At 45.9% G+C, this 14,698-nt stretch carries 14 protein-coding genes; 8 read left to right on the forward strand and 6 right to left on the reverse strand.

Annotated features, from left to right (window positions below):
- Positions 1–26 precede the first annotated feature (26 nt).
- Both FFM64_RS08310 and FFM64_RS08315 read left to right on the forward strand, forming a co-directional pair.
- Positions 27–794 (forward strand): potassium channel family protein, encoded by a 768-nt coding sequence (locus FFM64_RS08310; protein ID WP_137607540.1) that lies wholly within the window; start codon positions 27–29, stop codon positions 792–794.
- Positions 795–895: 101 nt separating this feature from the next.
- Positions 896–1,225: a hypothetical protein gene (locus FFM64_RS08315; protein WP_137607541.1), complete on the forward strand. Its 330-nt coding sequence runs from the start codon at positions 896–898 to the stop codon at positions 1,223–1,225.
- Positions 1,226–1,274: 49 nt separating this feature from the next.
- On the opposite strand, the gene FFM64_RS08320 is transcribed toward FFM64_RS08315, so the two are convergent.
- Positions 1,275–2,084 (reverse strand): Cof-type HAD-IIB family hydrolase, encoded by an 810-nt coding sequence (locus FFM64_RS08320; RefSeq protein WP_137607542.1) that lies wholly within the window; start codon positions 2,082–2,084, stop codon positions 1,275–1,277.
- 147 nt (positions 2,085–2,231) lie between these two features.
- Between FFM64_RS08320 and FFM64_RS08325 the strand changes: the two genes are divergently transcribed.
- Positions 2,232–3,599 (forward strand): RsmB/NOP family class I SAM-dependent RNA methyltransferase, encoded by a 1,368-nt coding sequence (locus FFM64_RS08325; RefSeq protein ID WP_137607543.1) that lies wholly within the window; start codon positions 2,232–2,234, stop codon positions 3,597–3,599.
- Between the two features lie 37 nt (positions 3,600–3,636).
- Here FFM64_RS08325 and FFM64_RS08330 read toward each other — a convergent pair whose 3' ends face one another.
- Positions 3,637–3,819: a hypothetical protein gene (locus FFM64_RS08330; protein WP_137607544.1), complete on the reverse strand. Its 183-nt coding sequence runs from the start codon at positions 3,817–3,819 to the stop codon at positions 3,637–3,639.
- A 215-nt stretch (positions 3,820–4,034) separates the two neighbouring features.
- Here FFM64_RS08330 and FFM64_RS12325 point away from each other — a divergent pair, with 215 nt between their 5' ends.
- On the forward strand, positions 4,035–4,205 hold the full coding sequence (locus FFM64_RS12325) for a hypothetical protein (RefSeq protein WP_171000341.1): 171 nt from the start codon (positions 4,035–4,037) through the stop codon (positions 4,203–4,205).
- Between the two features lie 190 nt (positions 4,206–4,395).
- Here FFM64_RS12325 and fni read toward each other — a convergent pair whose 3' ends face one another.
- The 4 genes from fni to mvk form a co-directional block, all read right to left on the reverse strand.
- The gene (gene fni, locus FFM64_RS08335; RefSeq protein WP_137607545.1) at positions 4,396–5,433 is read right to left on the reverse strand and encodes a type 2 isopentenyl-diphosphate Delta-isomerase; all 1,038 of its coding nucleotides are present in this window, start codon (positions 5,431–5,433) and stop codon (positions 4,396–4,398) included.
- A 75-nt stretch (positions 5,434–5,508) separates the two neighbouring features.
- A complete protein-coding gene (locus tag FFM64_RS08340; protein WP_137607591.1) occupies positions 5,509–6,594 on the reverse strand; it encodes a phosphomevalonate kinase in 1,086 nt (361 codons plus the stop codon).
- Between the two features lie 62 nt (positions 6,595–6,656).
- Complete coding sequence (gene mvaD / locus FFM64_RS08345; protein WP_137607546.1) at positions 6,657–7,637, reverse strand: diphosphomevalonate decarboxylase; 981 nt, start codon at positions 7,635–7,637, stop codon at positions 6,657–6,659.
- Between the two features lie 13 nt (positions 7,638–7,650).
- A complete protein-coding gene (gene mvk, locus FFM64_RS08350; protein ID WP_137607592.1) occupies positions 7,651–8,592 on the reverse strand; it encodes a mevalonate kinase in 942 nt (313 codons plus the stop codon).
- A gap of 490 nt (positions 8,593–9,082) precedes the next feature.
- Here mvk and FFM64_RS08355 point away from each other — a divergent pair, with 490 nt between their 5' ends.
- The 4 genes from FFM64_RS08355 (at position 9,083) to FFM64_RS08370 (ending at position 14,492) form a co-directional block, all read left to right on the forward strand.
- Positions 9,083–11,890: a helicase C-terminal domain-containing protein gene (locus FFM64_RS08355; protein WP_137607547.1), complete on the forward strand. Its 2,808-nt coding sequence runs from the start codon at positions 9,083–9,085 to the stop codon at positions 11,888–11,890.
- A gap of 70 nt (positions 11,891–11,960) precedes the next feature.
- Entirely contained in the window at positions 11,961–12,461 is a 501-nt protein-coding gene (locus tag FFM64_RS08360; RefSeq protein WP_137607548.1) for a cell wall elongation regulator TseB-like domain-containing protein, read from the forward strand.
- Positions 12,462–12,486: 25 nt separating this feature from the next.
- Entirely contained in the window at positions 12,487–13,695 is a 1,209-nt protein-coding gene (locus FFM64_RS08365; protein ID WP_171000343.1) for a pyridoxal phosphate-dependent aminotransferase, read from the forward strand.
- Between the two features lie 68 nt (positions 13,696–13,763).
- Positions 13,764–14,492, forward strand: a complete 729-nt coding sequence (locus FFM64_RS08370) for a DnaD domain-containing protein (RefSeq protein ID WP_137607550.1) — start codon at positions 13,764–13,766, stop codon at positions 14,490–14,492.
- The last annotated feature ends 206 nt before the right edge of the window (positions 14,493–14,698 follow it).

A 14,698-nucleotide genomic window follows, 5' to 3' on the forward strand; every position in this document is an offset into this window, starting at 1 on the left:
AACTTATGATTTAGGAGTCTGATTGCATGGGGAAGCAACAAAAATCAGTCATGATGACCTACCACCTGGTAGTCACTGGTTTGACACTGTGGTCGGTGGTAAATGTCTTGTTGATGATATTTCACATCGGTGACTGGCAGACCGAGATGCGAATCGCAAATGTTTTGCTAGCGTTATTTGCCGTCGATTATTTTATCCGTTTAGCAATGGCGAAAGATCGTAAGGCTTTCTTGATTCACGCGGCGTTTGATTTAATGGGAATCATCCCAATGCATCCGGTTTTCGCGCTTTTCCGTTTGGGACGGTTGGCACGGATGATTCAATACCACCATCTTTTTTGGCGGTTCGGGATTGATGGCAAATGGACGCATGATTTTCACCGCTTTGTTTATAGTACGGGATTTATTTATTTGTTTTCAATCAGCATTGCCATCATTGTTTTGAGCGCCTTGTTATTCTCAGTGTTTGAACATCAAAGTTTATCGAATTCATTATGGTGGGCGGTGACCACCGCGACAACGGTCGGGTATGGCGATGAAACGCCGCACACGCCAGTTGGTAAAATTATCGCCGCAGCACTGATGTTTGGCGGCATTGGCTTTATTGGGTTGCTGACGAGTACGATTACGGACTTCTTTACGACCCAAACTAGCCAAGCAATAAGTCATGAAACGCAGAAAGAACAGCCGGATCTGACGTTGCTGCTGACCAAAATTGATCGTTTAACGAAGCAAGTGGATCAGTTGCAAGCAGAGGTTAAACGGCAAAATGACAGCAGGCATTCATCAAAATAATGTCGGTGTTTGTCAGTCTTCCAAATAAAACTTGGTTGTATGTATTTTCAGTCAATTACGCTAAAGTTAGGCTTAAAAGCAGTCACTAAGGGGCGAGGGATATGAAAAGTCATCAACAAGTTTTGGTCTGGTTAACCGGGTTAAGGGCGAATGGTCGCAAGTGGCGTTGGCTGATTGTTTTGACAATGAGCGTATTGTTCAGCTTTGGTCAGTTTGGCTGGCAGGTACAGGCCAGTACGACGCCGGTTATGACCCAGCCACATTCGGTTAAAGCGGAACTATTTGATAGCCGGACTGGCGCCATGTTGTCACTAGCAACCACTCATGATGGTCATGCCAATCAGATTAATCAGTTGAGCTTAGTGTTACTGGTTTCAAGTGGGGTTATTGGCAGCTACTGCTGGTACCGTGCTAAACATTTACAAAAATAAAAAAAGGCGGTTGGGATTAGTTTCCCAGCCGCCTTAATTGGTATTAGAGTTATTCTGCAAGGTCAAAATATTGATTAAGATACCTAGCAACGCCGTTTTGGTCGTTGTCGTAAGGTGTGATGTCGTCCGCCGCCGCTTTAATTGCGGCGGTACCATTGGCCATGGCAACTCCCAAACCGGCATATTGAAGCATTTCTAAGTCGTTATGTTCGTCACCAAAGGCAATGATATTGTTACGCGAGATGTGAAAATAATCTGCTAAGTAGGCCATCCCCTTGGCTTTATGGACACCTTTTGAGGTGACTTCTAAAATAGCGTTTGGTCCGCCCCAGACGCCAACGTCCACTGAATCGCCAAAGTGGTCATTGATCCAATTGATAATGGCAGAACGCTTATCTAATTGCACTAATAACACTAATGAGTTTGGGTTACGGGTTAGTGTTTCTGGCGTTAGTCGGGGACTGTTGGCGATTTGCGGAAAGAATTTCCCAGCAATTAAGTCCTGACCAGCAGTCATGGTACTATTTTTATTTTCGGCAATAATCTCATTGATTCCCAATTGCTCGCGGTATTTGACAAGTGCCAATACGATGGCTTTATTGAGGGTGAACTGGTATTCCGATGACCAGTTTTGATGGGGTAAATGCCCCAGTGAGCCATTGAAATTAATCATGGGACTCTGTAACTGCAAATCATCATAGATCGCCTGAGAGCCCTGATAAGAGCGACCGGTGATGATACTAACAATGTGCCCAGCAGCTTGCAGACGTTGCATAGTTTGGATGGTTGGGTCATTTAACTTAGAATCGGCATTCAAAGTGGTACCGTCTAAATCTAAAGCAATTAATTTACGCGTCATTGCAAAAAGTCACCTCAGTTTTCAGAATTAGCTTAAGTGCATTTAATTTAGCATATTTTCTGAAAGAAAGCGAATTCTGATGCTGGCCGTGTTACTAAAATGTGTTAATCTAGTTGAGGAAGAATTTCGTTATAGGAGGAATTTGGGTTGAACCTACCAGCAGAATTTATCACTAAATATCAAAAATTATTGGGTGACACCGCACCGGCTTTTTTTGCCGCATTTGATGAGCCAGTGGAAAAAGGGTTCCGGGTCAATCCGATGAAACCAGTCACCCCCGCCATGAAAGCCAAGATGACGATGCCAATTTCTTATAGTCCAATTGGCTACTATGGCAAAGTTAATGGTAACGCCCTCGAGCATCTGGCCGGGGCGGTCTACAGTCAGGAACCAAGCGCCATGACTGTGGGTGAAGTGGCCAAGCCAGCACTTAACGAGCGCGTGCTAGACTTGTGTGCAGCCCCTGGTGGGAAAACGACGCATTTGTTGAGCTATTTGCAACAGACTGGCCTATTAGTCACGAATGAAATTAATCCCAAGCGAGTCACTGCGCTCGGTGATAACGTTGAGCGGTATGGTGCCCGGAATACGGTCATTACGAATGAAACGCCGGCCCACTTGTCCAAAGCACTACCAGGTTTTTTTGACCGCATTTTAGTTGACGCCCCCTGTTCTGGTGAAGGGATGTTTCGTAAGGACCCTGATGCCATGCAATATTGGACACCGGCGTACCCAGCTGAATGTGCGACTCGGCAACGTGAAATTTTGATGGAAACAGTCAAAATGTTACGGCCGGGCGGACATTTGATCTACTCAACTTGTACCTTTGCACCCGAAGAAGACGAGCAGATAATTGCTTGGTTACTACAAACTTATCCTGAATTTGAGCTTGAGCCCATTGAAAAGGTGGCTGGCATGGTTGACGCAAAGCCAGAATGGGCCGACGGCAATCCAGAGTTAGCAAAGGCGGCACGACTATTTCCACATTTAATGCGCGGTGAAGGTCACTTCATTGCCAAATTAGTCTATCGTGGTTCAGTTGAGCCGAAGGAACCGCGACTCGTTCGTGATGAGTTGAAGCCGGAACAACGCCAATTATGGGAGCGGTATGCCAAGCAGGCAAATTTAACCGATTTACCTGCTTGGGCGTTGCAGGCGCATGGCGACCAACTATATGGTGTGCCAGCAATGATGCCAGTCACGCGGCACCTTAAAATTTTCCGCGCTGGGATTCAATTGGGCACATTTAAAAAGAATCGTTTTGAACCAAGTTACGCCTTGGCACTAGCCAGTGCCGATTTAGCTTTGCCATCTTTGGCAATCGATCATCAGCAATGGGAGCATTACGTGCACGGGGAGACTTTCCAGTTGGCAACTACTGGAAAGTCTGGTTTTACGGTGCTGACTTGTGCCGGATTACCAGTTGGCTTTGGCAAGGTCGTTGGTCGGACTGTGAAAAATTTCTTTCCAAAAGGGTTGCGTTTCTTAGCAACTGACGAAAATACACAATTGTAAGTAGTAAAAATAAGCATGTTTAAGCCAGCCTTCAAGCCTAAACACGCTTATTTGTGGTTGTCTTAGCCCGTTGGACCTCAATACAATCAACACAATATGGTACGGCGTTATGGTTTAAGAATGCGTTGATTTCGGTCAGACCATGTGGTGGAATTTCCAACAAGAAGTAAGCCTTATCCCATTTTTGGAGTACTTTACCACAGTTTTGGCAGATTAACATTAGCGATACCTCCCAATCGTTTATGATTATTATGAACGTCGGCTGTGCAATTGGGATCAGCTTGCGCTTGGTTAGGATAATGACCAAATTGGATAGGTGCAAGCTAATTTTCTAAAATTTGGTTATAAGTTGGTAAAAATTGTTCTGAATGATGTCATTACTGGTATGCTAAATTTCGTTAGGTTTATTTATCAAGAGAAAGCGAGCAAGGGTGAATGTTGAACAGAAATGGACGGCTTGCACTGGGCATTGCCGGTTTGATTGAAATAATATTGCTCTTTGGGCGTTGGTCGCTAGTTTTAACGATTTTGTATACAATTGGATTGACTGCAGTGATTGTTTGGCTCAATCAAAAACAGCGTCAACATCATGACGACCATCAATAATAATGGCAGCTGATGGGAGACTGCTAGCGTGGACAAATGACATTTAGTCAGTTAGCAATGAATTTGAGATTACAGTTGAACCCAGATTAGCAGCAATTTGTTCAAAATAGGTTGTTGTGTCTGTCGCCAATCGTAGTTAGTAAAAAATAAAGTGCCGACCCAATGATCAATTGAGTTAGCACTTTTTGTATTAGACAAGTGTTTGTTGATAGGCGATTAATTGTGGTGAGTAGATTAATTTATCGGTCATTTTAGCCAAATCTGAAATCTTCCTGGCACCGACTAACGCCATTAGTAACCGTAATTGGTATTGCCAACTATTTAGCATGGCGATGACTTCTTCGTCACTGTGGTGTAAGAGGGCGTGCAAAATCACGCCAGCCACACCCACAGCATCTGCACCTAGCATTAAGGCTTTGAGAACGTCCAACGGTTGGCGAATACCACCGGCAGCGAAGATTGTTAAGTCAGCTGGATGGTTTTGAACGGCAAGCAGTGATTCAACGGTGGATAGGCCAAATGAACTCAGGTAACTCATTTCCTGTAGCGGACGCCGCCGATTTTCAATGTCGGCGAAATTGGTACCACCATGGCCACCTAGATCCAAATAGCGGACACCCGCAGCGTATAGTTGTTGCATGGTTGGTCTGGAAATCCCAAAACCAACTTCCTTAACAATGACAGGGCGGTCTAATTTTGCAACTAGTTGTTGAATATTATCGCGCCAGTGAAAATCTCGATCACCCTCTGGCATGACGATTTCTTGTACGGCATTCAGATGCACTTCCAGCGCGTCAGCCGCTAGCATGTCAATTGCGGCCTGAGCATCCTTTAACGAATGGCTCGCGCTCAAATTGCCAAAAACGAGGCCATCGGGATTATGAGTCCGCACAGTACTAAAGGTTTCAGCCAGTTTTTCATCCTTCAGGGCGACACTTTGAGAACCAGTTGCTATGGGCAATTTGCAGGCTGCTGCTATCTTTCCGAGCCGGGTATTCAACTTGCCAGTTTGGCTCGAGCCACCAGTCATGGCCTCAATATATAGCGGTGATGACCAGTGCCAAGGCCCAATCGTGGTAGCGGTGGAAATTTCAGCGACTGTGGTCTCAGGCAAGGCATCATGACGAATCCGAACTTGGTCAAAGTCACTGGAATCAGTCGCATGGAAGTACTTCTCTGCAAGTGAAACGTGTTCGTCTTTCCGATGAGATTGTTTATTTTGTGGCATGCTGCCACCTCCAATAGCCTTGATTTTGGTAAAACGCGTGCGACAACTTAGGCTGTCACACGCGTTTATTTGATATTACGCAACGGGGTTATCAGCAACAGTATGAACGCTAAGATTCAAGCGCTCAATGCCTTCACTGGCCCAGTCTTTTAAGAGTTGTTGTGGATTGACGCTACGATCGATTAACACGATGCCACAATCGCCACCGCCAGCACCGGAAGTTTTCGCAGCGGCGCCAGCATTTTCAGCGATGGTAATCATTTTTTTCAAAATTGGGGTCTCAATCGTCACGTGACTAAAGTCGCCAAGTGTCTGCAATAAGGTTCGATTTTGTCGCAATTCAGTTTGAATGGTTGATAAGTTACCAGCTTCAAAGCCAGCAATCATCCGTTTTAAACAAGCTTTACTTGCTTGTAAAAAAGTCTGGTATTCACCACGTTGTTTCGCCTTGACTAGCGCAACTTTGTCCACTAAGTGTGAAGTGGAGGCGGGTGAACCGGTCCAACCGATCATCAAACGTAAATCGTGAGGCGGCGTTAACAAGTCGATTTTTAAATCTGGCCAATCCATTGCTAGTAAATCGGTGAGTCGTGACGTCTGGAGCCGTGTCTGGAGCCAGTCGCGGTCAAATGAATGATAAGCGATCCAACCTCCATAAACGCTGGCCGCAATGTCACCTAGTGAACCGTTACCTTGCACGGACAGGTGGGCGATGGCGGCTAGTTTGAATAATTTAGGCTTATCCATTGGTAGTTTGTAAAATTGACAGAGTGCCTTGACCGTTGCGACGGTGACGGCTGCAGAAGACCCCAGACCGTACTTTTTGCCGTCGGCGCTATCAAGTTCACTGTTAATACCAAGATGGTATACACCTAAGTTGCGGCCGAGTTCATGCGCATAATTTTCAGTTAAGCTAATGGCGGAAAGGATGTAATGAAATGGGTTGTCTCGATTGTCAAACACCATCTCATCTCCCTGACGACGCCAGAAGATTGAATTTTCTTGATACTGTTTTGAAACGATACTACCGTAAGTATCGCTTGGTGAAATCGTCGCCGTTACAAATTGGTTCAACGCCACGATAATGGCTGGAAAGCCATACTCAACGACTGCGTATTCCCCCGCAATGTAAAGTTTTCCAGGTGCTTTCACCGTAATCATGCCATCATGTCCTTTCATGGTAAAGCGGCAAACCACTTACCAGTCGATATAATCATTTAAAGTTAAGCTTCAGAAATCGAAATACCGGGTCCGGGCTGTGCCACGATTAATTGATCCGCCGCAAAGTGTTGGGACAATGCCCCAGTAATGGCAGCAGTGTCAGCACTTGCGCAAATAATTTTCACGTTAGGACCCGCATCCAAAGTATAATAACAGTTAATCCCATGGGCACGCAAGTCCTGCACCGCATTAATTGCGGTTAGGGTGTCCGCGGTAAAATAATTGAAGGCTGGTTGAGCACTTAAATTAAGCGCATGCATGCGCATCGCATTCGTTTCAGCGATTTGGCCCACACTTGTTAGATCATGATTGGCAATAGCTGTGCGCATCGCGACTAAATCAGCATTAGCCGTTTTGACCCAAGCCGGGTAGTAGGGTGACGTATCCACGACACGCTGCATACCAGCTGTGGAACTGATGGGCTTTTTGCTGGCTTGAAGTACGACCGCAATCATTTGAATGTCCCAATCTACGGGATCTTGGATGGGTTCAGCATAAGAACTAATGTCATCATGTCCAGCATGCCATTCAACGAAGCCACCAAAAATCGAACGCGTCGCCGAACCAGACCCGCGGCGTGCAAGGCGACTTAAGTCAGTCAAAGATAGGTCTAGCCCGGCTGCCCGACTACCGGCAGCGGCCAAAGCCGCAAAACCGGAAGCCGAGGAGGCCAGACCAGCTGAAGTTGGCACATGATTGCTAGTTTTGACACTGGCACGCGCAGTTTCACCACTTTTAGTCCGAACAAGATCTAAAAAGTGACTGATTCGGGTAGCCTGCTTGGGCGTCAAGTGTTGACCATTGAAGTCGACCTGATCTTCATTGAGACTAGCATCAAAGGTGACACTCGTTTTAGTATAGAAATGGTCTAAGGTTAACGAGATGCTCCCATTTTGTGGCAACATCAATTGTGCGTCTTTTTTACCCCAGTATTTAACGAGGGCAATATTTGTATGTGCTTTAGCGATAATCGTTTTTGACATGGTTCCTCCAAAGTTAATCCGTAGGGCTGAGTGGCTCGACCCAGGTCGCGGTCGCTCCTGCAGCCGAAAGCTTTTGCGATAGTGTGTTGGCAATGGTTTCTTCTGGCGCAACGGCAATCATACAACCGCCTTGACCACTGCCGGTCAGCTTCGCCGCAATCGCGCCATTTTGGCGGGCGACTGCGAGTAGTTGTTCTAAGGCTGGGTGACTGACACCGAGTGAACGTAAATCATCTTGAGCGCCATTTAAAGCGGTTGCCAGCGCGGTCAGCTGTCCATCGGCTAACGCAGCTCGGGTCTGCCGAGTCAGGCGACCCAGATCATCGATGCGTGTTTGAATCGTTTCACCTTCAACCATCAATAAATTACGGACGGTTGCGACAGCGACCTTGGTTTGACTCTTGATACCGGTATCCGCGATAACGAGGTAACCTGGCAACTTAACTGGGATCGTATAATTTTCGCGACCTTTAATGAACCAGACAGGCGCCTTGGCACTAGTGGTTGCGACATCTAGGCCACTGGGCTGACCATGGGTGTAACTTTCTGCGATATTGGCGGTCTTAAGTAAGACTTGATGGGGCAATGGTTGTTCAAAGAAATCATAAAAAGCCCGCGTGACGGCCACCGCCGCTGCGGCAGAAGAGCCCATCCCACGTTCAGAGGGAATGTCACTGGTAATGTGAATGTCAAAGCCTTGATCTGGTGCGTCAAAACGAGTGAGTAGTGTCTTGATTAAGGCTTGGATACCGCCTAAGTTAGCGCTCATCGTATTGAAATCACCATTAAAGTAACGGCTTTTGACGGTTTGGTCACCATCGCTTTGGCGATGAATGACGGCTTGCATTTGGATCGTTGAAATTGGGAGCGCAATTGCGGGTTGACCATAAACCACGCCGTGCTCGCCAATTAGAATAATTTTGGCATGACTAGTGCCGGTAGCTAGATTTTTCAATCGTGTCGCTGCCTTTCTAAATGGAATAATAATAGGATAATAATACCGTATAATTGCGGCTTTTGCCATGTTTCTACGTGGCTGACTCACGATTCAAGTCACTTTATGTCAAACTGGGTGAATTTAGTGATGAGTCAGAGGAACAGAAACGGGGCTATTTTTGAGTTGAGGCTGGTAGGCAAGCCTGCTTTCCTGTGATAAAATTAAAAAATAATAAAAGATTAGTGGTAATTTGCTGAAATTTACTGACTCGTTGCCATTGAGAACGAAATTGGGCGACTTTTCTGGCGGTACCTCAATGGTTACAACCGGTTCTCACGGTTATTGCTAGGTTGATTTAGGCGCCGAATTTTGTTGGCCCATTCGATTGGCCTTGTGTGCGTAATTGTTGGGAGCGCTATGCTATAATTTAAGTCGAATCTAAAAAACGGTAGTGGTCCTATTTTGAACTGCTGTTTTAAATCTTAATCACTGATTTGGGGCAATAACCATGAAACCAAACACGACCTACGCCGTTGTGGACATTGAAACCACCGGTACTAGTGTTAAGGATGGCGATCGTATCATCCAGATTGGCTGTGCGTTCGTTAAAAACAATAAAATAATTAATCGATTCGCCGCGGATGTGAATCCGTTGACGATCGTGCCACCCGTCATTGAAAATTTGACGGGGATTAGTAATGCACGAGTTCGTAAAGCACCACCATTTGATGACTTAGCAGGGACGATCTACAGTCTCTTACAAGGCACTGTTTTTGTGGCACATAATGTTAATTTTGACTTACCGTTCATCAATGCGGAACTCCAACGTGTGGGCTATCCAGAACTGCCGATTCAAGCGGTGGATACGGTCTCGTTGAGTCAGATTTTACTACCAACGGCGCCAAGTTTTCGACTTCGTGACTTGAGCAGTCTTCTGAACATTGAACACGATCATCCGCATGCTGCGGATAGTGACGCGGTTGCGACAGCGCATTTGTTCATTTTCCTGCAAAAACGTTTGGCACACTTACCATTGATTACGTTGCAGCAGATGGTGCAATTAACACCAGAACTACCACGTGAAACGGCGGAACTGTTTGCCTATGCCTTGCAACAAGGTAGGAAACAGCCAGGACGGTTACCAAAAGAGTTGATGATTCGCAATGGTTTAGCTTTGCGGAAGAAGTCTATCCCGCAGCAGGCAGTTGGTCGACAAAAGCAACGTTATCCACTGACCAAAGCCCAAAAGATGCAGTTATTTGGGGAAGATCTGACATATCGGCCACAACAGGCCCGGATGATGAACCAAATTTATAGGCATTATACGCAAGCCACAACTGCAATTGAGCCGTTGATGATTGAAGCCCCCACTGGGACCGGGAAAACGCTTGGCTATTTATTACCGTTAGCTTATTTAGCACAGGAAGATCGCCAAGTCATTGTCAGTACTGCTACCACTGTCTTGCAAACACAGTTGCTGGATCAGGGGGTCCAGTTACTGAATACCTTATTACCAGAGCCAGTAACGGCCGTGGTCATTAAAGGTAATCAACATTACGTTGACTTGGATCGGTTTGCGCGCGGGTTGGCCTTGCATGAACATTCCAAGCAAACCCAGCTCTTAAAATTACGGGTGTTAGTTTGGTTGACCACCACGACGACGGGAGACTTGGATGAGTTGCACCTCACGACTTATCAAGCACCTTACTTTAGTGAAATCGCGCATCATGGTGTGGCGTCATTGAAAGCCGACGACCCATTCTTTAAAGATGACTTTCTGCGCTTTCGCGATCAGTTGACGGCGCAAGCAACGTTTATCATTACTAATCACGCCTACTTGATTCAACATGTGGCCCAATTAGGCAGTCGCCAACAGCAGCCATTGCTTGTTCTTGACGAAGCACAGCATTTAGCTGATGGTGTCTTACATGAGTCACGGCAACGTTTTGACTTTAATCATTACATGGCGGCGTGCCACAGTTTGACCAGCCGAATCGATCAAGATCACGGTTTGAACTTGCGGGCACTTTTTGCGGAACAACCGCAAGCCGATTATCGCTTAAAATTATTAGATAATTCATTAAATGATACTGATTTACATTTTCAGCAGCTGCAAGCAGCTCTGGCGCGGACCTTTGTGCCACACCAAAAGGGCGGCAGTCAACCTATTGAAATTGCGATTACCACGGAAGAGATCACGAGCTTTTTTGCTGAAAATAACGGCCTGGTGCGCCAATTGCAGACTGCCATTGAAAATTGCTTTTTACAATTTAAACAATTGAATGAGCAATATCAACATGATCAGGCCGAAGTCTTACCACCAGAACAACATGTGTTGGATGACTTTTTCAATCGAATGCAACAGTTGCGTCAAGCCTACGACTTACTCCAGACCTGGTTGATTCCAGCTACTCGGGAACAACGGGTGTTCTGGCTCAGTCTCAATCAGTGGCACGATCGTGGTAGTTTGACACTATCCGGTAGCTTGATTGAGACGAAGGGGTACTTTGCGTCACAATTGTATCCTTACTTTGCAGCCCCATTATTCACCGGGGCTACGCTGTTTGCCACTGGAAAGTCTCAGTATGTTTACAGTCAATTGGATTTGGATCCACAGATGACGGTGCATCATCGCTTATCAACACCATTTGATCTGGCCAAGCAGTCTCGTTTGCTGATTGCGACGGATGCAACTGCTGCCGAAGAGCCGAGTGGCAAGCAACGAGTGGCTTATTTGACCCGTGCCATTCACGACATCGTCACGGCAGCACCTAAACAGACGTTGATCTTGTTTAATTCCTTAAACCTGATTGAGGCTGTCTTTTATAGCTTGCACCAAACGGGCCTCAGTGCTGACCGTGAATTGCTCGCGCAAGGTGTAAATGGGAGTCGAGAGAAGTTGCTACGGCGATTTGTCCAGGGCAATCAAGCCATTTTGCTGGGGGCGGCCAGTTTCTGGGAAGGGATTGACTTACCACAGGAACAATTGGAACTTTTGATCGTGACTCAGTTGCCATTTGACTCTCCGGACCAAACGACGACGAAAGCGCGCTATCAACAGTTGCGGCAGGCCAAGCTCAATCCGTTTTATAATGAAGCTTTGCCAAAGGCGGCCTTAAAACTACGTCAGGGACTTGGCCGACTAATTCGAACGGATCAGGATACGGGCGCGGCGGTTATTTTGGATGATCGGCTTGTCACGAAACGTTACGGTCAGACAATTTTGAAGGCCTTGCCTAAGTCGATGCCACCAGTGAATGGTTCCGTGGCAGAAATTGCGACGGAATTACAAAAGTTTTTCCAAAAGTCTGAATGAAAGCGTTCCGGACTGAATGGAATTTGCTATAATGGGGCTATTGTTTTTTTGAAAGGATCGGTAAAAAAATATGAGAGTGCAACGCAGACGGCGACCAGAACGCTTGATTATGATTATTTTAATCGTTATTTTAGCGGTCATTGTTGCAGCCTATGGAACCTTATGGGTTGCGCAGCGACCAATGCATACCGCACAGAAGAATGCTTATAGTCTCGCCACGAGCAAAGCCAAGTTGAAGACAACCACAGCTTTTTCTCAGTATAACGGGACCGAGAGTTACTACGTGGTAACTGGAACCTCAAGCAAAAATGTTCCCGTCTATGCTTTAATCAATACGAACAAATCGCATCAAACGACGGTAGTCAAACAATCCGCTGGGATCACGCGGACGAAGGCCTTGAAGACGGTCTGGGCCAAACGGAATCCTCGGAAAGTTATCAAAGCCACGTTAGGCAAATATGATGGCGAGGTTGTTTGGGAAATCACTTATTTAAATCAGAAAAAAGCGCTCTGTTATGAAGTTTTACAATACTCGAACGGCAGCCAGTTAAAATCAATTATTAATATTTAAGCTATAAAAAGGAGCTCGGTTGTACATGGAATTATCGCGTAAAGTTATGCAGATTCAGCCATCCGCGACGTTAAAGATTAGCGCGCAGGCCAAACAAATGATTGCTGATGGCGTTGATGTGATTAATCTAGGCATCGGTGAACCAGATTTTCAAACCCCCGAAAACATCAAACAAGCGGCGATTGAGAGCATTAATAACGGGAAATCTAGTTTTTATACACCAGCAACCGGCTTACCAGCATTAAAAAAGGCCATTAGCCAACGAATTGAAGTGGATCATGGTTATCATTTTGATCCTAGTCAAATTGTGGTTACCGATGGGGCCAAAATGGCGTTATTTACCTTATTCCAAGTCATTTTAAATCCAGAAGATGAGGTGCTCTTACCGGTACCTTATTGGGTAAGCTACTCTGAACAAGTTAAATTGGCGAGTGGTGTGCCGGTTGAAGTCGGGACTGACCGTCAGTTACGTTTTACCGTGGCTGATTTGGAAGCACAACGAACACCAAAGACGAAAGCGCTGGTCTTAAATTCACCACAGAATCCTTCAGGCTTGGTATTTAGCCGCGCAGAATTGACCGCGATCGTTAATTGGGCAGTCCAACATGATATTTTGATTGTGGCGGATGAAATTTACGAGAAGCTGTTGTACAACGGTAATCATTTCACGTCAGTTTTGGAACTTGGCGATGATAACATGTCACATGTCGTTCTGATTAATGGGGTTTCGAAGGCCTATTCAATGACTGGTTGGCGAATTGGTTATGCGGCTGGTCCTAAGGAAATTATGGCTGAGATGGGAGTTGTACTAGGTCATGCGGCCAGTAACCCTGCGGCGGTCTCACAGTATGCGGCGATTGAAGCCTTTAGTGGTGACCAAAGTTCTGTTGAAACCATGCGACAAGGCTTTGAACAACGTTTGAACGAACTATATCCGTTGATTGCCAACTTACCTGGTTTTAAATTGCCTGGTGGCAAACCAGCTGGGGCGTTCTATCTCTTCCCAGACGTGACTGAAACGTTACGGTTAACTGGCTACGCGGATGCACCAGCGTTCGTCACTGCAGTCTTGAATGAAGCTCACGTGGGATTAGTTCCCGGTGAAGCATTCGGGTTACCAGGCCACATTCGGATTAGTTATGCCACGGATATGGTTTCATTGCGGAAAGCTTATCAACGGCTTCAGCAGTTTATTGAACACAAAATGGCGCAGCAACCAGCACCAAAATTGTAAAATATGAGTGACTAGAAAGGGAGTGCGCCCAAGCGGTGCACTCCCTTGGTTTAGCATTGGAGGATCACATGGACCAATTAACAGCAGCATTAATCAATGGTGGTCAAACGACCATTGCGAACGTTTTGTTACAACATTATCGAGAAGTTGGACTGACTAACGCAGAACTACTCGTTTATTTACAATTTAAACGACTCATGGATCAGGGCGAAGTCTTTCCAGATGCCAATCAGGTCGCACAGAGTCTAGGTGAGACGAGCAATACTGTCTTTCAACACCTGCATGAAATGTTAGCAAAAAAGTTACTGACGATTGAATCAGTAACCGCTGCCGATCAAAAAATTCATGATCGCTATAATTTTGATGGGCTCTATGAAAAATTAGCGTTAGCAATAAAAAAGTCCGCGCACAAAGAAGTTGAGCCTGCAGTTGCTGATCAGGAAAACTCGCGGCAAAAGGTATTTAAATCAATTGAGACTGAATTTGGGCGGGCATTATCACCGATGGAAATGGAAAGTATCAGCAAATGGTTTGACGAAGATCATTATGCCCCAGAAATCATTGCCTTAGCGTTACGTGAAGCAGTCTTACGTCAGGTCTACAATCTGACGTATATGGATCGTATTCTGCTGAACTGGCATAAACGCAATTTAACCACGGCGGCGCAAGTCGAGGCGGATAAACAGCGCGGAATTGAAAATCGTCTGAATTCGGCTCCTAAACCCCAACGGCAAACTGGCGCGAATGCCGGGCCTAAGATTCCATTATTTAAACTTGGTGAAGATCAGTCTAAATAGATTGATTGGATGGTATTTAGCTTTAAAACTAAAGGCTACAGGTAAAAATTGCCTGGCTGCGCTACTATTGTCAACCATTAGGTGATGAAAACTAGTTGAATACTGCCGTTTCCGGTTGTTGCTGATAACATGCGGACGAGGGACCGGCTCAAGCCTTAGGAACGCCTTGAACCTCGCCCGGAAGCTTTGCAAAAAACGCAAATCTC

The sequence above is a fragment of the Lactiplantibacillus daoliensis genome, assembly GCF_005405005.1.
GTDB lineage: Bacteria > Bacillota > Bacilli > Lactobacillales > Lactobacillaceae > Lactiplantibacillus > Lactiplantibacillus daoliensis.